Here is a 22882-nt window from a genome sequence, read left to right as displayed (position 1 = left end):
TACATACGGTTGGCCGAGTTATTGTCAAGCACATCCGCGTAAATAAAAAAGAATATTTTTGAGGGGAAATAGTTGAAATTCAAAATCTTGTACTTTAATATGTATCTATAACAAACACAATATATAGAAACTTAAATTAAAACATACCACTATATATAGTTTATATTCCACAGCAAACGGTGCTAAGAATAGCTTAAAAGGGAATCCGGTTAAAGACCGGAACTGTCCCCGCAACTGTAAGTGTGACGAACTGGGAAAGCCACTGTACGGCTTCGTACGGGAAGGACCCATAGTAGGAGGAAGCACAAGTCAGGAGACCTGCCGATGCTGGATATGTTTCGCTTTTCCCGGGGATTGGGAAGATGAAACGGTGGAAGTAAAAGATCTTCTTTTATTCTATCGTTTGATCCGCTCAATTGCCAAGAGCGGATTTTTTATTTTCCTTTGGAGGAGGATGGCGATGACCACCGTAATGACGAATGAAAAAGGCGTAAAAAGGCCATTTGATCAACAGAATTATATGCAATGGATACAGGAAGCGGGAAAAGATTTTCATCACCTTGATTTGCTTACCTTTACAGAGAGATTAATTGAAGCGGTCGCAGCGAGAGATACATATACAGAAAAACAAATGAAGAACCTCGCCATTTTAGAAGGCTTGGCGAACATATCGGAGCTCGAGCCGGATTGGACTTACCTTTGTGCCCGTCTGTATTTGGACGAGCTTTATTCAGAAGCAGCAAAAAGCCGCGGATATGATAAATCAGCGAAATACGGATCCTTCCTTGAACTGATTGATCGCCTTCACAGCATTGGCATTTACGGAGACCTGATTCCGCATTCGTATACTTCTAAAGAAATCAGCGAGCTCGGCGAGATAATCGATCCGGAACGCGATCTGCTCTTCACCTATATCGGACTCCGGACGCTTGCTGACCGCTACATAGCCCGCGACTTCAGCAAAAACGTCATGGAGCTTCCCCAGGAGCGCTTTATGATAATTGCGATGACCTTGATGGCAAAAGAGCCGGCGGAGCACAGAATTCATCTCGTTAAAGAAGCGTATTGGGCTCTGAGCAATCTTTATATGACGGTTGCGACTCCTACTCTATCAAATGCCGGGAAATCCGTCGGGCAGCTGTCCAGCTGCTTTATCGATACGATTGACGACAGTCTGCAAGGCATTTTTGACAGCAACACAGATATTGCGAATTTATCAAAAAGCGGCGGCGGCATCGGCGTCTATCTTGGAAAAATCCGCAGCAGAGGCAGTGATATCCGCGGGTTTAAAGGGGTTTCCTCCGGCGTGCTTCCTTGGATGAAGCAGCTTAATAATACAGCGGTCAGCGTCGATCAGCTCGGCCAAAGAAAAGGCGCCATCGCGGTTTACCTTGATGTATGGCATAAAGACATCTTTTCTTTCCTCGATTCCAAGCTGAATAATGGGGACGAGCGGCTCCGTACCCATGACTTGTTTACAGGCGTCTGTCTCCCTGATTTATTTATGGAACAGGTCGAGGAACGCGGTGACTGGTATTTATTCGACCCCCATGAGGTCATAAAAACACTCGGCTACAGCCTGGAGGATTATTTTGACGAGAAAAAAGGCAGCGGCAGCTTCCGTGAAAAGTATTGGGAGTGCGTCCGCCATCCTGATTTAGCGAAAGAAAAAGTCCCGGCAATTGATATCATGAAGCGGATCATGATCAGCCAGCTTGAGTCAGGGACACCATTTATGTTTTACCGGGACGAAGTGAACCGGATGAATACCAACGCTCATGCTGGAATGGTATACTGCACCAACCTCTGCACAGAAATCACTCAAAACCAAAGCGCGACGACGATGGATGAACAATATACGGAGGACGGAAAAATCATAACAGTTAAAACACCCGGTGATTTTGTTGTTTGCAACCTTTCCTCCATCAGTCTTGCTAAAGCAGTTAGAGAGGACGTGCTCGAACGTCTTATACCAATTCAGGTCAGGATGCTTGATAATGTCATAGATTTAAATGACATTCCGGTTCTGCAGGCGAAGCTGACAAATTCCAAATACCGCGCAATCGGACTTGGAACCTTTGGCTGGCATCATCTTCTAGCCCTTGAAGGCATTAAGTGGGAAAGTGATGAAGCGGTACAGTACGCCGATCAGCTTTACGAAAAAATCTCCTTTTTGACGATTCAGGCGAGCTCGGAGCTTGCGAAGGAAAAAGGTTCTTACCCGGCATTTGAAGGGTCCGGCTGGGAAACAGGCACTTATTTTGAGAACCGCGGCTACCGTTCTGAAGAATGGCAGGAGCTTCAGCAGCGAATCGCTGAAAACGGCATGCGGAACGGTTACTTGATGGCAGTCGCACCAAATGCCTCTACATCCATCATTGCCGGCAGCACAGCAAGCATTGATCCGATTTTTCAAAAGGTTTATTCGGAAGAAAAGAAAGACTACAAGATTCCGGTCACAGCCCCTGATTTGAGCCCGGAAACGACTTGGTATTATAAATCCGCCTATTTCACCGATCAGCATTGGAGCATTGAACAAAATGCGGCGAGACAGCGCCATATTGATCAATCAATCTCATTTAACTTTTACGTACTGAATACAATCAAAGCAAAAGAATTGCTCGATCTTCACATGAGCGCCTGGAACGCAGGACTGAAAACAACCTATTACGTCCGCTCCACTTCCAGCCTCATCGAAGACTGCGATTCCTGTGCGAGCTAGGAGGAAAAACAGATGACAGACATCGCACTATCACAGCGGACCATTATGGATCCCGAGGCGCCGAACCGTTCCACAGCGCTGATCAACGGCCGGAGTTCCAACATTTTAAACTGGGATGATGTTGCCTATCCATGGGCGTATTCCAAATATAAGAAAATGCTATCGAACTTCTGGACGCCATTTGAAATCAATATGTCTCAGGATGTTAAGCAATTTAAAGACCTCGATGAGCATGAAAAGGATGCCTTCCTTAAAATCATTGGGCTTCTCGCCCTGCTCGACAGCATTCAAACGGATTATGCAGGAAAAGTCGCTGACTACATTACCGACTCAAGCATTAACGCACTCATGATTATGCTTGCACAGCAGGAAGTCATTCACAATCATTCTTACTCTTATGTACTCTCTAGCATTGTGCCGAAAAGCAAGCAGGATCAAGTATTCGAGTATTGGCGGAGCGAGGCAATACTCAGGAAGCGAAACGATTTTGTTACAAACGGCTACAAGGATTTTGCAGAAAACGCGAATGTCGAAAACCTGCTCAAGTCGCTTGTTTATGACGTAATTCTCGAAGGCTTGTTCTTTTACTCGGGATTCGCCTTCTTTTACAACCTCGCCCGCAATCAAAAAATGGTGGCAACAAGTACGATGATTAATTATATCAACCGCGATGAGCAAATCCACGTCGATCTATTCGTGAAAATTTTCAGAGAGGTGCTTGTACAATATCCGGAATATGATACAACGGACCTGAAAGTGTTTGTGGAAAGCACTTTGGTTGAAGCAGCCGAGCTTGAAATTGAATGGGGCCGCCACATTATTGGAAACAAAATCGAAGGCATCGGTATGAAGGATGTAGAGGATTACATTAAATTCTATGCCAACGTCCGCTCCAATCAGCTCGGCTACGACCGTCCGTTTGAAGGCTACCGGACGAACCCGCTCAAGTGGATCAAAGCATACGAAGAAGTCGATCTCGGCAAATCCGATTTCTTTGAACAGAAATCAAGGCAGTATACGAAAGTAAATAATGTGGATAATGGATTTGATGATTTGTAAAATGTGCTAAAGGCGGGGTCAGTCCCGCTCTGCTTCACCGCAGAACGGGACTGAGACACCACCTCTCAAACCCTTGCGTATCAACGGTTCACAGAGCTGGTGCCGGAGCTTTATTTCGCTAATAGAGTGCGGGACTGGCACCGGGTCAGTCCCGCGATGCTTCACCGCAGAACGGGACAGAGACATCTCCTCTCAAACCCTTGCGCATCAACGGTTCACAGGGCTGGTGCCGGAGCTTTATTTCGCTAATAGAGTGCGGGACTGGCACCTCAAAAGGAGCTGATGCTGAAAGAATATCTTTCAGCATCAGCTCTTTATTTTATTCCGGTTCCCCTTTTTCCTCCCCGTCATTCTTCTTCTCATCCTTCAGCCATTTCTGCCATTCAGGCTGGGGATGATCCGGATTTTCGCTGAAGACCTCTGTGACATCCCTTTCCTCCTGTTGAGGAAGGATATCATGAATATCATTTCCATTGCCAAGGATGCTGCCAAATCCCTGATTATGCTTTTTACTTTAAAAGGGAAGTTATTGCCGAAGTTAACGGCAGACGCATTCTCTACAGCACCAATATGAATGTCTCTGATGAGTGTGAAGGGACTTGCAGGAAAAGAAAATGGAAAGTCAGATTTAATCGTCGACAAATTCTGATAACTTTAAAGTATAATAACTACTATAATTCGTTTTTTCTCTATAAGAAAACAGGCTGAATGTAATGTGTTTTAAGAATTAAGCTAAAGAACTGAATAGGAAAGGTAGCCAAGATGAGTATAATTAAGGATTTTTTGCTGCAGCTAACACTTATGGCCATTCCCATTTTTATTTATTTTACTTTTGTCACGGAGAAGGTAAAGAGTCATAAAAATAGAAAGGTCATCATGTCTGTTTTGTGGGGAATTTCAATATTTTTTTGCATGTCCTTCCCAGTGAGTTTTGGTCAAAATGCCCGTTTGGATTTAAGAATTATTCCTCTCCTATTCGGAATTTTATATGGCGGGTTTTGGCCAGGCATCTTTCTGTCTGCCCTTATCATCCTGTATCGGCTTTATCTTGGAATCAGTATGGGATTTTATACGACTGTTCTTACCTTATCAATCTCACTGCCTGTTCTGCTATATTTTCAAAAGTCCTTTGCACGTTCGAACAAAGATGGAAGAGTTAAAATGGCTGTCGGCCTTTCTTTTTTCTATGTTTTTACAGGTATTTCTATTTTTGGATGGTTTAAAGGATTTTCCATCGATTATCTTAAAGTACAGATGATTCATCTAATCTTTGTATTGGCCGTTACTTGGTTCTTTACGATGTTAAATGAAACAATTAAAGAAATCCACCAGCTGCGGTCAGACATGCAAAACTCAGAAAAATTCCGAGTGATAGGCGAGCTGGCAAGTGTGTTTGCTCATGAAATCAGAAATCCGATGCAAGTAACCAGAGGCTTTCTTCAGCTGCTGAACGATCCTGAATTACCAGAAAAAAAGAAGGAATACCTTCAAATTTCTATTGATGAATTAGATCGTGCAAATGAAATCATTAATGACTTTTTATCTTTCGGTAAACCAACCGTAAATAATAATGAAAGAATCAACGCAGGTTATCAGCTGCAGCGTGCAGTCAGCATCATCCAAAGTTACTCCCTGAACCATAATGTTGAATTTAAAACGGATATTCTTGAGAACTGCTGGATTTATGCCAATCCTCAAAAACTGAACCAGTCACTGATTAATATTTTTAAAAATGCGATAGAGTCTATGCCGGCTGGTGGAATCGTTTGGATTACATGCGGGTCAACTGAAGATGGGTACATTATAATCACCATTAAAGACGAGGGAATCGGGATGACAAAAAACCAGATGGAGCGGCTCGGGTCTCCGTTTTATTCTTTAAAGGAAAGTGGAACAGGCTTAGGTATGATGGTAAGTTTTCAAATAGTCCGGTCTTTTCAGGGCAAGATCCTAGTTAAAAGTGAAAAGGATAGGGGGACAGAATTTATTATTCTTATCCCCCGGGTAGCTTAAATGCAGAGGTTCTCAGCAAATCTAATGTCATTCATCAACATTTAAAAATACCTAACTTTCCTCCCTTATCGATTTTTGCTGTTCCTTTCCATCTCCCGTTTCACCTCGCTGAAATATGTTAAAATTTGTTTCAGACGGAGGTGAGCGGCAATGCGCAATTACGAATGGGAAGCCATTGTTTCCTGTAATACAGCTTTTGACGGGCAATTTTTCTACGGAGTGAAGACAACGAACATATTCTGCAGGCCTTCTTGCCGTTCAAGGACTCCCTTGAGACAAAATGTTCAAGTGAACGGCTCTGCAGAATTTTTCATTCATCAAGGCTACCGTCCCTGCAAGCGATGCCAGCCCGATGCGGAAGTGCTTCCTGATCCTAAGCAGCATCTGATTCGAAATGCAAAAAGACTGATTGAAGAGAGATACCAAGAGGAGCTGACTCTTCAGACATTAGCCGATTCTCTCTATATCAGCCCTTATTATTTTCATAAAACGTTTAAAGAATTGGCAGGAAAATCACCTGCTCAATATGTAGCGGAAATCCGTATCGCAGCCGCTCAAGCCTTAATGAATGAAGGGACATATTCGATTGCGGAAATCTCCAGTCTGACCGGTTTCAAAAAGCCTTCCCATTTTTCAAGAGTGTTTAAGCGGCTGACCGGTGAATCTCCATCCAATTTTAGACAGAAGGTGCTTAAATGATTCGTGTATATGCTGCACTTGGAGGTCTCAGCCTTATTTGGGGACTTTCCTTTGTTTTTATTAAAGTTCTCGTCGGACCGGCCGGTATGTGGGGAACGGTCTTTTTGAGATGCGCAGCCGGAGCGTTATTGCTCCTGCCCATTTTACTCGCAAAAAGAAAAACCATCCCGCGCAAAATCCCTTGGATTCCGCTTCTGATCATTGGCGTCCTGAACACCGGACTGCCATGGGGCTTAGTCGCGCTCAGCGAAACGGTCATTTCAAGCAGCTCCGCTTCGATTCTGAACGCCACCACTCCGCTATGGACCGGACTGATCGGACTGCTTTTTTTCTCGGCTGCATTGGCAGCAAGACAGTGGATCGGGCTGGTTATGGGACTGATTGGAATTCTGATTTTCATCGACTTTGACGTTATGAAGCTTGCACAGGAAAACTTTACGGGAGTCGGTACGATGCTGATTGCGACACTTTGCTATGGCACCTCTGCCCAGCTTACGAGAAAGTACTTGGGGAACAGCGGCGTGCTGTTTACATCGGCTGTATCCCTGATGGTCGGAGCATTGGTTGGACTGATCGGCATGTTTTTTTCACAGCCCATTGAACTTGCGGCTCTCGCCAACGGCCCGGTTATCCTGGCAATTATCGGACTCGGCTGTTTCGGATCGGGAATTGCCCAGCTTCTTTTTTATTACATTACGAAAGAAGGCGGACCGGAAATTGCGGTTTCGGCGACGTTCCTTATTCCCGTTACCGCTCTGCTGTGGGGAGCCTTCCTGCTGCAGGAAAAAATCAGCTCTCATGCCATTTGGGGACTGTTTGTTATTTTAGCCGGTGTTTATCTGGCGACCAGAAAAAAGAAAGCGGCTGTTTCGATCAGTGAATCTGCGTAAGGAATGGAGAAAGAGTTCGATGCTCTTTCTCCTTTTTTAATATTCATTATCCATATGAGCTATAATGGAAGAAAAAGGAGGGGTCTTGACTGTCTATTCAACCTGAGATGGAAGTGGACATCACCGATAGGGATAAAGAAAGAGGCGTCAAATACAATCCCCTGAAATTCGTTTCTCTTATTGCAGATGCGGTGATGATGTAATGGAATTCTTATTTTTCGGCGCATGGCTCCCCATTTTTTTATCAATTACGGCTGGCATTCTCGGATTGTCTATCATTGGTGTATTTATCAGCCACTGGTATGCGGATAAGAAAATAAAGTCCCATAAAAAATAGACCGGGTCTCCCCGGTCCGCTTCTATTACTTCCACCAGCCATCAAACATCGAAGCCGGCAGCTGGCGCTTATGCTCTGTGATCATATAGCGCTTTTCAATCTTCTCAGCCACTTCACTTGATACTTCCTTGCCTTCCAGGTAGTCATCAAGCTCATCATACTTAATTCCAAGCTCGGTTTCATCTGCCTGCTGCGGCTTATCATCCAGCAGGTCGGCAGTTGGAGCTTTCATGTACAGGCTTTCCGGGCAGCCAAGTTCTTTAAGAAGGGCTTTTCCCTGTCTTTTTGTTAAGCCGGTAAGCGGCAGGATATCCGCTCCGCCGTCTCCGTATTTGGTAAAGAATCCTGTTACCGCTTCAGCGGCGTGGTCAGTTCCTGTTACAAGCAAGCCGTGCTGTCCGCCGAACGCATATTGAGCGGTCATCCGGATTCGTGCTTTTACATTGCCTTTATGGTAATCTGCGAGCTTAACCTCATCGGCTTCGTTGTATGTTTCAGTAAAGCCGTCCACTGCAGGCGCAATGTTAAAGCTTACGATTTTGTCCGGCTTCATAAATTCGAAGACAAGCTTGGCATCGTGCTCATCATGCTGAACTTTATACGGCAGACGTACGGCCAGGAATGAGGCATCGTAGCCTTCCTCGCGAAGCTCTTCAACAGCCATCTGATTCAGCTTGCCTGCAAGAGTGGAGTCCTGTCCAAGACTGATTCCAAGAACAAATCCTTTTGTGTTCGTTTTTTTCACATACTCCTTCAAAAAGTCCACGCGTTTACGGATTTCCTGTGCCGGGTCAATTTGGGCTTGTACATTCAATTCTTTCATAATCTGCTTTTGCATGCTCATGATAAAGTCCTCCTCAAGTAGCTATTGGTATAATCCATGTTTTTTCACATAATCATAGCAGGCATCTGGAAGCAGGTAGCGCGGTTCTCCGCCCTTCGCCAGCTCTTCCCGTATATACGTGCTGCTGATTTCCATTGCAAGCCCTTTATCAATTAAATGAAACCTCGTTCCGTCATCATAATTGCGCAAAAAGGGCGAACGGGAAATCGTCTTTAACATATCTATACCATTTCGGGCCATGACGATAAACTTATTATTGGCAATCAGTTCATCAGAATACTTCCATTTTCCCTCTGCAATGTCTTCCAGGAGATCGGCACCCATGATGAAAGACACTTCGTCGCCTGGGAAAAGGGAGTGAAAATGCTGCATTGTATGATACGTATACACATTCCAGCTATCCTGCTTCATTTCATAGTCATCTAAAATGAATTTTTCATTGTTTTTAAGGGCCATCTGCAGCATGGCTATCCGGTGTTCATCGGTGGTGTTCAGACTCTTATCCTTTCTTTTGCTTGAGCAAGGAAGAAAAATGACCCGGTCCAGCTTGCAGCGATGTGCTACTGTACTGGCTGTCCATAAATGAACGTTTGTGACTGGATCGAATGAGCTGCCGTAAATTCCGATTTTCGCCATCCGTTTCTCACCCTTTTCTTATTTTTTCAACCTTCTCTTTAACCTCACGGATATTTCTCATTTTGTTTTCCCAGCATTTTTCACTGAGATCGACCGGATAATCCTCAGGATTCAGCTTTCTTCTGTACTCATCCCAAAGCTCCTCAAGGTTACTCTTTACCTTGCCTTGAATATCCTGAATGGATGGAAGATCATAGATGAGCTTTCCGTCTTTGAAAATATCTTTATGGAGATCACGCGCTTCAAAATCCGTGACGAATTTGCTGATGTACGTATGAACCGGATGGAACATTTTCAGGCGTTCTTCTTCATTCGGATTCTCTTCCTCAAGCGCAATATAATCGCCTTCTGATTTATGGTTATTCGTATTGATAATCCTGTAGAGGCGTTTCATGCCAGGCGTTGTGACCTTTTCAGGATTCCCGCTGATTTTAATGGTGTCTTCCATCCGGCCATCATTGCCTTCAATGCTGACTAGCTTGTACACAGCTCCCAGCGCAGGCTGATCATAGGCAGTGATGAGCTTCGTGCCGATTCCCCAAGTGTCAATGCGCGCTCCCTGTGATTTTAAATTCATAATGGTGTCTTCATCCAAATCATTGGATGCGATAATATGAGTTTCTGTAAATCCTGCATCGTCCAGCATCTTTCTCGCTTTTTTAGACAGGTACGCCATATCTCCGCTGTCAAGACGGATCCCAACAAAATTAATTTTATCACCCAGCTCCTGTGCCACTCTGATCGCATTAGGAACACCGGACTTCAGCGTATCGTATGTATCAACTAAGAAGACGCAGTCCTTGTGGCGCCGGGCGTATTTATGAAAAGCTGTATATTCGTCCCGGTATGCCTGAACAAGCGCGTGGGCATGCGTACCTGCAGCCGGAATTCCGAAAAGCTTCGCAGCCCGGACATTCGAGGTTGCTTCAAGTCCGCCGATAAAGGCAGCCCGTGTTCCCCACAGAGCCGCATCCAATTCGTGCGCCCGTCTTGAACCGAATTCCATTACCGTCTGATCCCCGACAGCCTGTTTAATTCGGCATGCCTTCGTTGCAATCAGCGTCTGGAAGTTTACGATATTCAGCAAAGCCGTTTCAACGAGCTGGGCTTCTGCAAGTGGAGCTTCAACCCGAATCATCGGCTCACCTCCGAAAACAAGCTCTCCTTCTTCCATTGAGCGAACGGAACCGGTGAATCGCATATCTTTCAGGTAAGCGAGGAAATCCTCCTTGTATCCAAGCTCCCTTAAAAATTCCAAATCACTTTCAGAGAAACGAAATCCCTCTAAATACTGAATAACCCTCTCCAGCCCTGCAAAGACTGCATATCCATTGCCAAACGGCAGTTTTCTGAAGAACAATTCGAAAACAGCCTTATTATTATGGACACCGTCTTCCCAGTATGTTTCCGCCATATTTATTTGATAAAGGTCCGTATGAAGGGCCAGGCTGTCATCCTCATATTTGCCGTGCATCTTTAGATCTCCTCTCCATCCAACTACTTGATTTCCGCATTTAAGCTGCCTTTGAAATGCCTCAGCGCCCATTTATGGCCATCTTCGTCAAAACTGGCTGCTGCCTTCTCGTGAACCGTAATCTTAAATCCTTTATTATAGGCATCTACTGCCGTGTGAAGAACACAAATGTCTGTGCATACCCCAATCAGATGAAGCTCCGTAATTCCTCTCTCTCTGAGAAGGATTTCCAAATTTGTTCCTGCAAATGCGCTGTACCTTGTTTTATCCATCCAAATAACATGGCCGAGATGCTGATTTTGTTCATATAGATCCTGAAGCGCTCCGTAAAGCTCTCTTCCTAAGGTTCCCTCAATATTATGAGGAGGGTAAAGAGCTGTCTCCGGATGAAATGGATCATTCATTTTATGAAAATCAACTGCGAAAACAACGGTATCTCCAGACTCAATAAAATCTTTCGTTACCCTCACGATTTCTGATTCAATCACCTGACCCGGCTTGCCGCAAGTCAGTGCTCCGTTATCCGCAACAAAATCATTTGTGTAATCAATCACAATCAATCCCCTGGTCATGCCCATTCCCCCTGTTTACTTAGTAGCGTGCCGTATAGATTGGCTTTATGATATCCATTTCTACAAAACGGTACAGCTTAGCAGGCTTTTTTGAGGTTCTGGCTGTTGTCTTCCCCTCTGCTTCCTGTATGAAAGGAAGTGTCTTTATTTTCCTGGCAAATGACTGCTCGCTTTTAATGGCGGGGTCATCGGTTACCGTTAGAAGCACTGCCTGCAGCTCCGAATAGGTAAATTCCTCAGGCAAAAAATTCTTCGCTGCCGTCGTCTGAAGCAGATCTGAACGGATTTCGCGAATGGCATCGGAAATTAACTCCTCATGATCAAAAGCAAGATGAATTGACTTTAAGTCTGCCAAGCGGAAAAGCTGTACATCCTCCGCATCATCACTTGCCTTTCGTCCGTTCAGCACATCCTCAGGAACAATCGCATAATGGGCATTGGATAAAATCCATCCGCGCGGATCCCTTCCAGGACGGTCATATACACCGTAATGCTTCATATGAATACCTCTTACCCCGGTTTCCTCTAAAAGCTCCCGGTGTGCGGCTTCAAGTGCTGTTTCATCCGGCTGAACAAATCCTCCCGGAAGAGCCCATTTTCCGCCCTCAATATTCGGGGTGCCCTCTGCAGTGATTTCTGATCTCTGAATCAGCATTAGCATCATGCTTACAATTGGCGGCTTATGCTCCCGCTTCTCTGAATGAATCGTAAATACGGCGATGTCTGACGTGTATCCATCGGGTGTCCGATACTTGCTGGAATCGTAATTTTTTAAGGCCTCTTGATTTATGTCACTCAATCGATCACCTACTTTTTAATTAACATTTTGTTAATTGTATTATATGAAGTTTGGGAAGTCAACTAAGATGGAAGCTGGATATTCAGATTTTTTCTTTTCGTCTATTATATTTTCATTACAATCAAAAAAGCAGCCACCGGCTGCTTTTCACTCTTCTACTTATTCTCCCCAAGCGATGCGACCAATCCATTCAGGTTTACGGTGAGCTCTCCCAGGGATTGAATTATGGTTCCAAGATGATGAACCGCTTCTGATTGGCTTTCCATGCTTGTGATCATTTCGCCGCTTGCCTTTTTGCTTAGCTGCAGAGCGGATGACATGCTGGAAATGGAGTCGCTTACTTCGGTAATGGTTTGAAGGAAACGGGTTACTTCCTCTGCCACCCGGTCTGTGCCTGCAGCAACATCATTGGAGGCAGCGTTGATTTGTTCAAAGGCTGCGGCAGTCGTTTCGACTTTGAGCAAACCTTCCTGGACAACAACTGAACCGGCATTCATTTCTTCGGTCACCTGTTGGATATCGTTTTGAATTGCTTCAATAAGATGGCTTATTTTTTCAGTGGATTCGTTTGACTTTCCTGCAAGCTTCCGGACCTCATCCGCCACCACGGCAAATCCTTTTCCTGCTTCTCCTGCTCTGGCGGCTTCGATCGCAGCATTTAATGCCAGCAGGTTGGTCTGATCAGCAATGGAAGCTATTTCTGAAACAATGCCCCCAATCTGCTTGGATTGACCTTGAAGGGCCTGAATGGAGCGGGCCAGCGTACCAAACGTTTCATGAATGTTTTCCATTTGACGCTCTGTATCTTCTAGGGATCCTTTCCCTGCGTTCACTAGTTTATTAGCGTTAAAGGACAATTCCCGTATCCCGGCAGCCGCACTTGAGATTTTCACCGCGCCATTTTGCATATCGAGCATTTTTTCTTCACTCTGCTTTGCCTCTTCCACTTGGCTTACCGTACCCGCTGCTACTTCAGAGGCTGAATCTTTGATTTGGCGGCTTACCAGGCTGCTCATTTCACCATGCTCAGTCAGCCTGTCCACATTTTCAACAATGCGGCGAGCGGTAGAAGCCAGTTCTTCTGTGAGGCGATCTAAAGATTGCTTTTGCCATTCATTTTTCTGAAGCAGCTCACGGGTGTATTTATTCTTCGAGTAGATTTGCCAAGAAATTCCCCCTGAGGTTAGAACGAGATAGAACGCATGTATGAAGAACATAAACCATGTATAATCGTGATCTCCAAAAAACAAACCTGTAAAGGCAAACATAGCGATCAGGTGAGGAATGGCAAAAAGCACAGTCATTACCGAAATCAATTTGATACTGTCATAATAGGCAGCAAGCGCTACGACCAGAAAGATCGAAAAGTGGTACACAACCATCCCCTCTCCGGAAACGATCATAGCGATGCTTGAAAAAGTTAAAGTCAGTACAATTAAGAGCGGAACAAGCCGATGACTTGTGTCTTTCTTATAAAAGAAAACAGCAGCAATCAATAAGAGGACCGGAAGGATGATTGCAGCGATTAGAATCAGTGAATCGCTGCCTGTATGCTCCATATGCATGTGCATTGGAAAAAAGCGATGGATAACTTGTATACCGCAGGCTACGGCAATGCACACTGCGGAGACCCACAGCATAAGCCTGTTTTTCGATGCGTTCAATGATATTCCTCCTATGCATGTAACGAATTCCTAGATTCTATTACTGAATATATCGGAATAAAGGCCTATACCTGTAATCTCAATGTGCTGGGTTCCCTATTATTTTTCGACAAAACTAGGACAGCCCCCCTAGTGGAACTGCCCGCTTCTTTACTTTAATAATCTTTTTACTAATTTAAGACCGTTCTTTGCTGAAGGGTATCGGAAGGAAAAGTCAAATTTTGTCGTCTGCTTCAGCACGCTCTTAGCATGGGAAAAGGTTTCAAAGCTGTATTTCCCGTGATAGCTTCCCATCCCGCTTTCACCGACTCCCCCAAATGGGAGGTAGGGAGTTGCTATGTGCATGAGGGTATCATTGATGCATCCCCCGCCAAAAGAAATAAGGTTTGTCACTTCAGCCTCCGTCTCTTTGCTTTCTGTAAATAAATAGAGAGCGAGCGGCTTTGGTCGGGAATTCACGAATTCAATGGCTTCATCCAGAGTGTCATATTCCATTACAGGAAAAATCGGTCCGAAAATTTCTTCAGTCATTACTGGTGAATCTGGATCCACCTGATCGAGCAGTGTTGGTGCAATCCGGTGGGTTTCATCAGCTCGCGTTCCTCCAAAAAGGATTTCTCCATCATTTAGATAACGAGTGAGTCTGCTGTAATGGCGATCGTTCACAATTTTTGAATACCTGCTGCTTTCCAAAGGTTTATCTCCAAAAAACTCATTTATTGCATCCTTCATTGCATCGAGCAGCTCTTGTTTTACTTTTTTTTGTACAAGCAGATAATCCGGAGCAATACATGTTTGTCCAGCGTTCGTAAATTTACCGAATACAATTCGTTTAGCTGCAAGTTTAATATTGGCATGCTCATCTACAATCGTTGGACTTTTCCCGCCTAATTCAAGTGTGACGGGGGTAAGGTGCTTGGCTGCTGCTTCCATCACTACTTTTCCGACTGGGACGCTTCCCGTGAAGAAGATGTAATCGAATGGCTGTTCCAGAAGGGCTTGACTGGTAGCTACCCCTCCTTCAGCGGCTGCAATGTAGGAGGCTGGGTATTGTTCCTGAAGAATCTTCTTTATCAGCGCCGAGACGTTTGGCGTTAGCTCTGAAGGCTTAATAACCGCTGTGTTCCCTGCTGCGATTGCTCCGACTAGGGGAGATAAAGCGAGCTGAAAAGGATAGTTCCATGGTGCAATAATTAGCACTGCTCCAAAGGGCTCCTGAATGACATACCCTCTTGAACCCGTGTGAGTCAATGCCGTACGCACCTTTTTAGGCTTAGCCCAATTCCTTAAACGCTTTAACGTAAAATTTATCTCTTCATATAGAATACCGATTTCCGTCGAGTAAGCTTCAAGCTCGGATTTATTCAAATCCAGTGCCAATGCCTCTGCAATCGCTTGTTCGTGTTTTTTCACTCCGTTCTTTAGCTTCTTCAGCTGTTCCATCCGGAAAGAAATATTTTTTGTTTTTTGAGCAGCAAAATACGTTTGCTGCTCCTTGATAATTTGTTGGATTTCATCAAGCTTTGTGTCAATCATGATGGTCCGTCTCCTTCCTTTTTTAAAAGCTCAGTTAAACTTGGCTGCTGATTTCCGCTGCAGGCGTTCGCTTTCCACTCCAATCAACAGGTGTTAATAAATCAACATAATGCTTTAACAAAGCCTTTTAAAAAACCAAAATAATGTTCGCAGGAATGCTTCAGCGTGTAAAAAACCAATTCTTATAGAATTACCTTTGAATAATTTGTGTGGATCAATCCGCTGCCACTCAGCTAATGTGTGCGGCGGCCAATTATCCCGCGACACCCTGGATTCCTACTTCTCTCTTTTTGTTCTATAGTTCAAACGTTTAAATACATAAACATTTAGACCGAAGCTGATCTTCGATTTAAAGATCACACTCTTCTTCTATTTTTGATATCAGCTGTTTTAACAGGTCTACAGACTGATCGAGAGATAATGAATAATAGCGCTGAGTTCCTTTTTGTTCAATCGCCACAAGCTGGTTGTCCCTCAGTACTTTTAAATGATGGGAAATAGCAGGACGCGAAAGATGGGATTGCTCAGCAATTTGATTAACGGTTAAGGTGTCATGCTTCGCAAGCAGCAAGATGATATCCTGTCTGGCTGCATCGCCAAGTGCCTGAAAAATAGGCGTGCAAGAGCGAAAAATATCTAAAACGGGTTCTGACATAATTATCAGCCTTTCCTAATTCAAGTACATCCATTATACACTATTTTCCCTTTAGTTTTTGCCCTGCACGCTCCTCACAATGGTGGTGATCATTTTTCTCGGCATGAAACGGACAGATCCAGCGAGAATTTTGTTTTGAAGTCCTGGAACGATGACCGTTTTCCCTTTCATCCAACCATCAAATCCTGCTTGTGCAGCTTGATCAGCACGCATGACACCGTTCTTGAAAAGCTTGGATTTGCCGAGGTCAGCTCTTTCTGAAAAGCCGGTATCGGTAGGACCCGGGCAGAGAGCAGATACACGGATATTTGTATCCTTCAGTTCATTTTCAAGAGCCTCTGTGAAAGAAAGGACGTACGCTTTGGTTGCATAATAAACAGCCATTAAGGGACCAGGCTGGAAGGCTGCAGTTGAAGCAATGTTAAGGATGCCTCCCTCATTACGCTCTGCCATATCCGGAAGAAACAGTTTTGTAAGGTGCGTCAGGGAACGGACATTTAAATCAATCATATTCAATTCATCCATGAGATCTGTTTCAATAAATTCACCAAACAAACCAAACCCTGCGTTATTGATCAAATAGGATACCTTTAGGTTTTTTATTTTAAATTCTTCTGCCATCTTCGTTATTTCCTCAGGTTTTGATAAATCTGCCTGATGGACCACAACTGAAATACCGTGCTTTTTCTCAAGGTCCGCCTTCAGCTCCAGCAGTTTTTTCTCATTTCTTGCTGCGAGGATAAGTGAATACCCCTTTCCAGCTGCAATTTTAGCAAGTTCCATTCCAATTCCGCCTGAGGCACCTGTGATCAGTACATAACCTGTTGATTCCATAAATGATTCCTCCCATTTGATTGTTTGTTTAAAAACTTAAACAGTTAAACTCATAAACATAATATACCCGCTTTTCCAGGAAGCCGTCAATATAATTACAGAATTTTCTCCATCCATATTTTAGACATCACACCTGAAGCGCATTCATTACACTTCATTACATAATAGTCGGTAAATTGTTACTTTTCTGTAACAAAACAGCTTCCAATATTCGTTACACTACTATAAGGATACATATCTATAGGTCATGGGGGAGAGGGTCATGTGGAAAAAAGACAGCCGACGTCAAAGTACTTATGGATAAAAACAAGTGTACTCGCAGTATTAGGCCTGGTTCTCGTGTCGCTTTGGATGGGAACAGATTTCCACAAACCAGTCAAAGCTAAGGTGAAAAGCCAGGAAATTGGAACGCTCAGCCATGGAGGCAGGGAAGAATTTATGAAGGCGGATCCGCCAAAATCAATGATTCCAAACCCCCCGGAGCCGAAGCAGCAAATCAGGGGAAAAACGGTATTTTTAACGTTTGATGACGGTCCCTCCTATGCCACCGATGAGATTCTGGATGTACTAGGAAAATATGACGCACCAGCCACATTCTTCATGCTCGAGCCTAATATGGTTAAGCATGCGGAAGAGGTCAAACGCATTGTTCAAACAGGGAATGCTGCAGGACTGCACGGAGTCTCACACAAGCCGAAGGTCTTTTATGCCAATCCCGAATCTGTCGTAGGAGAAATGAGCAAATCAAGGGACACACTTAAAAAATTAACAGGTGTCTCAACAAGCCTTGTCCGCACTCCTTATGGAAGCGTGCCAAACCTTTCAGAGCCCGAACAGCAGGCGCTTTATGCATCGGGCTTTCAATATTGGGACTGGAATGTCGACAGCTTTGACTGGAAGTTCAACAAGCCTGAATACGTAACAGATGTTCTTAATCAAGTAGAAAAGCACCATCACGATTTTCCAGACGAGCCCATTGTAATCTTAATGCACGACCGGGTTCCTTCACCGGAAGCTCTCAGTCAGCTCCTTCCTGAGCTGAAAAAACGCGGGTACACTTTTGATGTTATTAAAGAGAGCATGGAACCAGTTCATTTAAAATAGGCTCTGTTAAAGCCTGATGTTGATTTTTAACACCTGTTGATTGGAGTGGAAGGCGCGAGACTCCTGTGGGAGCAGCGGGACAGGTGAGACCCCGCAGGCGCAAAGCGGCGAGGAGGCTCACCGCCCGCCCCGCGGAAAGCGAGCGCCTGCAACGGAAATCAACAGCCAAGTTTAACAGAGCCTTAAAATAAAAAAATGCCCGGGATGTAAGATCCCGGGCATTTTTATGCGTTTTTGGAAAGGGAAATATTCTTTGCTGACACTGTCAATTTCAGGAGCATTCTTCACTCATCCCAATTTTTCCTGCTTCATCCACTCCTCTGTCTGTTCAAGGGTTTCGCCTATTGAAGCATGGATCACAAGGTCAAACAAATGATCCAGACGGGTCGGTTCACGGTTAATAAGCACCATCTTTTTATTGCCGCGGTACCTGAAATCCTTAGGGATCTGATTGACTGGATAGACTTCAAGCGAAGTTCCCATTACCAGCAGAAGCTCGGATCGATCCACCGTATGATAGATCGCTTCCATGTGCTGCACCATGTCGCCAAAAAGCACGACATCAGGCTTCAGAATAAAATCACATGGACTTCCGCTGGCTAAAACGGAGCTGCATCTTGGCACTTCTTTTTCATGAATATGATCGAGCCCATAGACGGATTTGCATTTTGGGCATTCAGCGGTCTGGATAGAGCCATGCATATTATACACGTTACAGCTTCCAGCTTTTTGGTGAAGACCATCGACATTCTGAGTGAAAATATGAACTTCTTTTCCCATGGCCTCTAACTCTCTCAAGAACAAATGGCCTTTATTCGGCTTGTGGCCCGGGCTTAATTTCGTTTGGAAAATGTCTTTGAAGTACTTCCAAAAGGATTTAGGATGCCGTTCAAAGTAGGACCGGCTCATAACCTCCGTCCGTGAAAGGTCTTCTGTCCACAATCCCTTGGATGAGCGAAAATCGGGGATGCCGGATTCCGTGCTGATCCCTGCCCCCGTCATTACCGATATTACCTTTGCTTCGTCCAGCCAATTGACTAATTGATGAATGGAATTGTTCAAAGCGAAAACCTGCCTCTATGCTGTATGATTTTCCCGCAAATTCTCCAATCGAGTATAACCTGCATAAATGAGAGGAATCCTCCCGCATTATGAGTATTGCTTTTCCTTAGTTTTCGCTTCCCCGTTTCCTGCTTGTTCAACGTAAATGGTCTGGCTTGGAAAAGCAAAACGCACGCCTTCCTCTTCCAATATACTCATAATTCTCAAGTTAATGTCCTGCTTTATTTTCAAGTGCTCCCCATATTGGGTTGTTTTTGTAAAGCAGTTTATCAAAATGTCCAGGCTGCTTGCACTGAAGCTGTCAAAGCTAACTTGGATGGACTCATCATCGATGCCGTCATGGTCCTGAAGCATGTGATCGATTCTTTTAACGCTCAAACTCATTTGCTTTTGGTTCGTATGATAGGTAACCCCTACTTTAAAGTTGATCTGTCTTTTCCCCATTTTGGTCCAGTTTGTAATTGGCTCATTTGCCAAAGTTGAGTTTGGCACGGTTACAAGCGCCTGCGGGAATGTCCTGATTTTCGTGCTGCGGAAGGTGATGTCTTCTACGACACCTTCCACACTCGGAGCTTTAATCCAGTCCCCGATTGTAAAGGGCTTTTCCGTAATGATCACAATTCCTCCAAGGAAATTGCCGATTGTATCCTTGGCTGCAAGCGCAAAGGCAAGACCGCCGAGACCGAGTCCTGCGACGAAACCATTCACATCGTAATCGAATTCCTGAGCCACAATGCTAAAGCTCAGCGCCACAATGACGAACCGCAAAAGCTTAGACAGAAACGGAACTAAAATATCATCAATACCAAGATCAAACCTCGAATTTACCTTATTGAAAAACAAGGAAGATGAACCAGTTAAATTGTACAGTCCCCATGCAACAACGATAACAATGGCAGATCTGTATACCTCATGGACAATCTGCATGCTGTCATTAAAAAACGGAGAGTAGATAATAGCAAGATAAATCCCAACGGACATAAACAGCCATCTCACCGGTTTTTCAAACGATAGCAGCACATGTGTAAAGAATTCGGTTGGTGTTCTCCTGCTTATTCTCATAATCAGATGAAAAATATATTTCGTGAAAAGCTTTCTAAGAACCAAAAACAAAACAAGGATGGCAATACTGATCCCAAGCTTCGTCAAATTTTCGTATGTAAACCAAGATAACTGCACTTCTTTTTCTCTCCTTTAGATTGTTTAAAAAAGAATTATACTATATATTCGTTCCAAAAACGGGGATAATGTCCCCTTTTTCATTTATATACCTTTATGAAAAAATGTTAAACGGCGATTGAAGGGCAGCGAGCTGAGAAATAGATACAAATACGTTTATAGCCAGATCCCATTAATAATTTAGCTCTGTTAAAGCCTGGTGTTGATTTTTAACACCTGTTGATTGGAGTGGAAGGCGCGACTCCTAGCTAAGAGCAGCGGCACAGGTGAGACCCCGCAGGCGCAAAGCGGCGATGAGACTCACCGCCCGCCCAAGGATAAGCGAGTGCCTGCTAGCTGCAATCAACAGCCAAGTTTAATATAGCCAATAATTAAAAAAGCCGCCAGTTTCGGGGCTGGCAGCTTAAAGCATTAACGGGACTCTAAGTAAAGTTTTGTGAAAAGGCAGTTCGGCTTTGATTCATGGAATTGGGATTATTTCTTTTCCTTTGAGCTATTCTGGTCAACGAGGGTGGCTTTATACATTTCTTCATTAGTCTCAACTTTGATTCGCTCCTCCACTCTGATTCTTCCCTTTCCCATTGTCTCGCCTCCTTTTACACATCATAAATTTATCAGAATATTTAGTAAATATAACGGAATGCCTAATTTTAACCGAAGTTTTTACAGAATTCGAGAGGCCTCCGTTTGTACCACCTGAAAGGAAATGCCGAAACGAAGAGAATTGTAAGGAATTATATCAGATTTCACGGATGTTTTTTTTCTTATAGCGGGTCTTTCTTTCTAGGAAAATAGACAACCAAATTTGTGAAAAAAATAGTCATACTCAAAAATTCTTTTTAAAACTAAAACTCGCTTTTTCAAATCCCATCTTCTCCTCATAAAACCGGTGCGCTTCTTTTCTTTGAAGATTCGATGAAAGAGCTATGCCACCGAATCCCTCACCCCGTGCCTCTTCTTCCACATGAGACAGCAGGCGCTCTCCGAATCCCTGTGACCGATGTGCTTCCACTGTTACCAAATCGGAGACCCATATAAATTTTCCGTAGTACAGGGTGATCATTGGCTGGTATCCGATATAAGATACAGCCTTTTCATCTTTATAGAGCAGCTTGATCCGATAGTTCTCCTGTTTTACAGCGAGCGATACTAAATCGAGGTAAGCTTGTTCCGTCAAATGCGGTCTCAGCTGAGTTATGACCGGAAATCCTTTCATCCATTCATGATAGCCTATCAGTTCGATAATTTTTTCCATTTTCCACTCCTCCTTTGTGATAGGATAAAAATATCAAAGAACTGGCATGGTGATAAGAGCCAGTTTTCAACCTGTAAACAGGTTCAGTTTAGGGAGGGAAATTTAATGGATACCATTTTTTTCAATACAGGCGCCCCTCTTTTTGTACAGCTATATGAACATATAAAACTAAAAGTTTCAGATGGGACAATGCCTTCAGGCTCCAAGCTCCCCTCTAAGCGTAAGCTTTCGGTTCAGCTTAACATCAGCGTAAATACAGTGGAAGCGGCATATGGACAGCTTGAAGCAGAGGGCTATATTGAAGCAAGTCCGAGAAAAGGCTGGTATGTAGTGCACCTTGAAGAAACGGCAGCCGAAGAAATAGGGGAACAGGAAAAGGCAGAGGGAGAGCTATCCCCTTCTGGGCATGCAATAGATTTCAGCCAGACAATCGACCCCCGCAAATTCCCATTTAAGCAATGGAAAAAGTGCTCGATTGAGGCTATTCATAAAGAAGAGCTCTTTCATACAGGTCATCCTTACGGTGAAGAAGGCTTACGGAAGGAAATTGCAGCATATCTCTATCGTGCCAGAGGCGTGCGATGCAGTAAAAATCAAGTGATGATTGGAAGCGGTACTCAGCTATTATTAGATCGGGCAGCAAGGGCACTGAAAATTGATTGCTTCGCGCTTGAGGACCCTGGCTATCATCGGACAAGGGACACCTTAAAAGATTACGAGCTAGTCTCCATACCGCTTGATGAATTTGGAATGCGGTCAGATCTTCTGAAAGAATCAAAGGCTGCTGCAGTATATGTAACTCCTTCCCATCAGTTTCCGAAAGGAACTGTAATGCCTGTAAAACGCAGACTGGAGCTGCTGGAATGGGCAGCGGAAAAGAACAATCGCTGGATTGTTGAGGACGATTATGACGGGGAATTCAGGTACGAAGGAAAGCCCATTCCCTCCCTGCAAAGCCTTAGTACTCGTGATGATGTTATTTATTTTGGAACATTTTCTAAATCCTTCATCCCCTCTTTGCGAATTAGCTATATGATTCTGCCTGGAAAATTAATGAGAGAGGCAGAATCAGAGCTTCTGTCCTTTAAACAGACTGTTTCAAGATTTCACCAGCATGCGCTGGAGCTGTTTATGGCCCGGGGATTCTGGGAGCAGCATTTAAACCGGATGAGGACGCATTACCGTAAAAAACACAGATTGCTGCTTGATCAATTCCGGCAAGTCTTTCAAAACAGGATTCAATTAATTGGGGAGAAGTCCGGAATGCATGTGCTGATCGAAGTATTTAATGAAATGAGCGAAGAGGAACTGATTGAAGCTGCCTTACAAAAAGGTGTAAAAGTGTATCCATCTTCTATATATTGCGTCACGGCGAAACCCATCCGCCCGCTAATATTTATAGGATTTGGAGGAGTAACTGAGGAAGAGATTGTGAAAGGACTCGGACTGCTTAAGGAAGCTTGGTTTTAGGAGGTTGTAATTTTCTAAGGCTGATTTCGCTCCAACCGCCTAAATAGGTTTTATTCAAAGGACCTATTTATATACAAT

Annotated in this window: 20 protein-coding genes and 1 riboswitch; of the genes, 7 read left to right on the top strand and 13 right to left on the bottom strand. The window is 44.1% G+C overall.

From position 1 onward, the window contains the following. Window positions 1-160 precede the first annotated feature (160 nt). A riboswitch (cobalamin riboswitch) is annotated at window positions 161-340 on the top strand. Window positions 341-460: 120 nt separating this feature from the next. The 5 genes from J9317_RS05385 to J9317_RS05365 all read left to right on the top strand — a co-directional run bounded on the left by J9317_RS05385 (window position 461) and on the right by J9317_RS05365 (window position 7383). Next, window positions 461-2722 (top strand): ribonucleoside-diphosphate reductase subunit alpha, encoded by a 2262-nt coding sequence (locus J9317_RS05385; RefSeq protein WP_431190670.1) that lies wholly within the window; start codon window positions 461-463, stop codon window positions 2720-2722. 12 nt (window positions 2723-2734) lie between these two features. Continuing rightward, window positions 2735-3781, top strand: a complete 1047-nt coding sequence (locus J9317_RS05380; protein ID WP_211556826.1) for a ribonucleotide-diphosphate reductase subunit beta — start codon at window positions 2735-2737, stop codon at window positions 3779-3781. Between the two features lie 762 nt (window positions 3782-4543). Continuing rightward, a complete protein-coding gene (locus J9317_RS05375; protein WP_211556824.1) occupies window positions 4544-5794 on the top strand; it encodes a sensor histidine kinase in 1251 nt (416 codons plus the stop codon). Window positions 5795-5944: 150 nt separating this feature from the next. Then, window positions 5945-6493, top strand: a complete 549-nt coding sequence (locus J9317_RS05370; protein ID WP_211556822.1) for a bifunctional transcriptional activator/DNA repair enzyme AdaA — start codon at window positions 5945-5947, stop codon at window positions 6491-6493. Continuing rightward, window positions 6490-7383, top strand: a complete 894-nt coding sequence (locus J9317_RS05365) for a DMT family transporter (RefSeq protein ID WP_249292008.1) — start codon at window positions 6490-6492, stop codon at window positions 7381-7383. Before J9317_RS05370 ends, J9317_RS05365 begins: the two co-directional genes overlap by 4 nt. Before the next feature lie 362 nt (window positions 7384-7745). Here J9317_RS05365 and nadE read toward each other — a convergent pair whose 3' ends face one another. The 9 genes from nadE to J9317_RS05320 form a co-directional block, all read right to left on the bottom strand. Next, the gene (nadE, locus tag J9317_RS05360) at window positions 7746-8564 is read right to left on the bottom strand and encodes an NAD(+) synthase (protein ID WP_211556820.1); all 819 of its coding nucleotides are present in this window, start codon (window positions 8562-8564) and stop codon (window positions 7746-7748) included. 21 nt (window positions 8565-8585) lie between these two features. Beyond that, window positions 8586-9200, bottom strand: coding sequence for a nicotinate (nicotinamide) nucleotide adenylyltransferase (gene nadD, locus J9317_RS05355; RefSeq protein WP_211556817.1), 615 nt, complete (start codon window positions 9198-9200; stop codon window positions 8586-8588). Window positions 9201-9207: 7 nt separating this feature from the next. Next, window positions 9208-10674, bottom strand: a complete 1467-nt coding sequence (locus J9317_RS05350) for a nicotinate phosphoribosyltransferase (protein ID WP_211556816.1) — start codon at window positions 10672-10674, stop codon at window positions 9208-9210. A 23-nt stretch (window positions 10675-10697) separates the two neighbouring features. Beyond that, complete coding sequence (locus J9317_RS05345) at window positions 10698-11246, bottom strand: cysteine hydrolase family protein (protein WP_211556813.1); 549 nt, start codon at window positions 11244-11246, stop codon at window positions 10698-10700. A 19-nt stretch (window positions 11247-11265) separates the two neighbouring features. Next, window positions 11266-12036, bottom strand: coding sequence for an NUDIX hydrolase (locus tag J9317_RS05340; RefSeq protein ID WP_211562132.1), 771 nt, complete (start codon window positions 12034-12036; stop codon window positions 11266-11268). A gap of 164 nt (window positions 12037-12200) precedes the next feature. Then, window positions 12201-13709, bottom strand: coding sequence for a methyl-accepting chemotaxis protein (locus J9317_RS05335; protein ID WP_211556812.1), 1509 nt, complete (start codon window positions 13707-13709; stop codon window positions 12201-12203). A gap of 150 nt (window positions 13710-13859) precedes the next feature. Beyond that, window positions 13860-15245, bottom strand: a complete 1386-nt coding sequence (locus J9317_RS05330) for an aldehyde dehydrogenase (RefSeq protein ID WP_211556811.1) — start codon at window positions 15243-15245, stop codon at window positions 13860-13862. A 349-nt stretch (window positions 15246-15594) separates the two neighbouring features. Continuing rightward, window positions 15595-15900 (bottom strand): ArsR/SmtB family transcription factor, encoded by a 306-nt coding sequence (locus J9317_RS05325; RefSeq protein ID WP_211556810.1) that lies wholly within the window; start codon window positions 15898-15900, stop codon window positions 15595-15597. 51 nt (window positions 15901-15951) lie between these two features. Beyond that, entirely contained in the window at window positions 15952-16734 is a 783-nt protein-coding gene (locus J9317_RS05320; protein ID WP_211556809.1) for an SDR family NAD(P)-dependent oxidoreductase, read from the bottom strand. Between the two features lie 264 nt (window positions 16735-16998). Between J9317_RS05320 and J9317_RS05315 the strand changes: the two genes are divergently transcribed. After that, window positions 16999-17838, top strand: a complete 840-nt coding sequence (locus tag J9317_RS05315) for a polysaccharide deacetylase family protein (RefSeq protein WP_211556808.1) — start codon at window positions 16999-17001, stop codon at window positions 17836-17838. Between the two features lie 288 nt (window positions 17839-18126). Here the strand turns inward: J9317_RS05315 and J9317_RS05310 are convergent, their stop codons facing one another. From J9317_RS05310 to J9317_RS05295, 4 genes are all read right to left on the bottom strand, one after another. Continuing rightward, a complete protein-coding gene (locus tag J9317_RS05310) occupies window positions 18127-18888 on the bottom strand; it encodes an NAD-dependent protein deacylase (protein WP_211562130.1) in 762 nt (253 codons plus the stop codon). 99 nt (window positions 18889-18987) lie between these two features. After that, window positions 18988-20079 (bottom strand): mechanosensitive ion channel family protein, encoded by a 1092-nt coding sequence (locus J9317_RS05305; RefSeq protein ID WP_211556807.1) that lies wholly within the window; start codon window positions 20077-20079, stop codon window positions 18988-18990. Between the two features lie 474 nt (window positions 20080-20553). After that, the gene (locus J9317_RS05300) at window positions 20554-20661 is read right to left on the bottom strand and encodes a YhdX family protein (RefSeq protein ID WP_197491597.1); all 108 of its coding nucleotides are present in this window, start codon (window positions 20659-20661) and stop codon (window positions 20554-20556) included. 244 nt (window positions 20662-20905) lie between these two features. Beyond that, complete coding sequence (locus tag J9317_RS05295; RefSeq protein ID WP_211556806.1) at window positions 20906-21334, bottom strand: GNAT family N-acetyltransferase; 429 nt, start codon at window positions 21332-21334, stop codon at window positions 20906-20908. Window positions 21335-21439: 105 nt separating this feature from the next. On the opposite strand from J9317_RS05295, the gene pdxR reads away from it, so the two are divergent. Then, window positions 21440-22804 carry a MocR-like pyridoxine biosynthesis transcription factor PdxR gene (gene pdxR / locus J9317_RS05290; protein WP_211556805.1) on the top strand — a complete coding sequence of 455 codons (1365 nt, stop codon included), beginning with the start codon at window positions 21440-21442 and terminating at the stop codon, window positions 22802-22804. Window positions 22805-22882: the final 78 nt, after the last annotated feature.

Source organism: Metabacillus flavus (assembly GCF_018283675.1).
GTDB lineage: Bacteria > Bacillota > Bacilli > Bacillales > Bacillaceae > Metabacillus_B > Metabacillus_B flavus.
The sequence above is the reverse complement of the archived record's forward strand: the minus strand, read 5'-3'. Positions and strand labels throughout refer to the sequence as shown.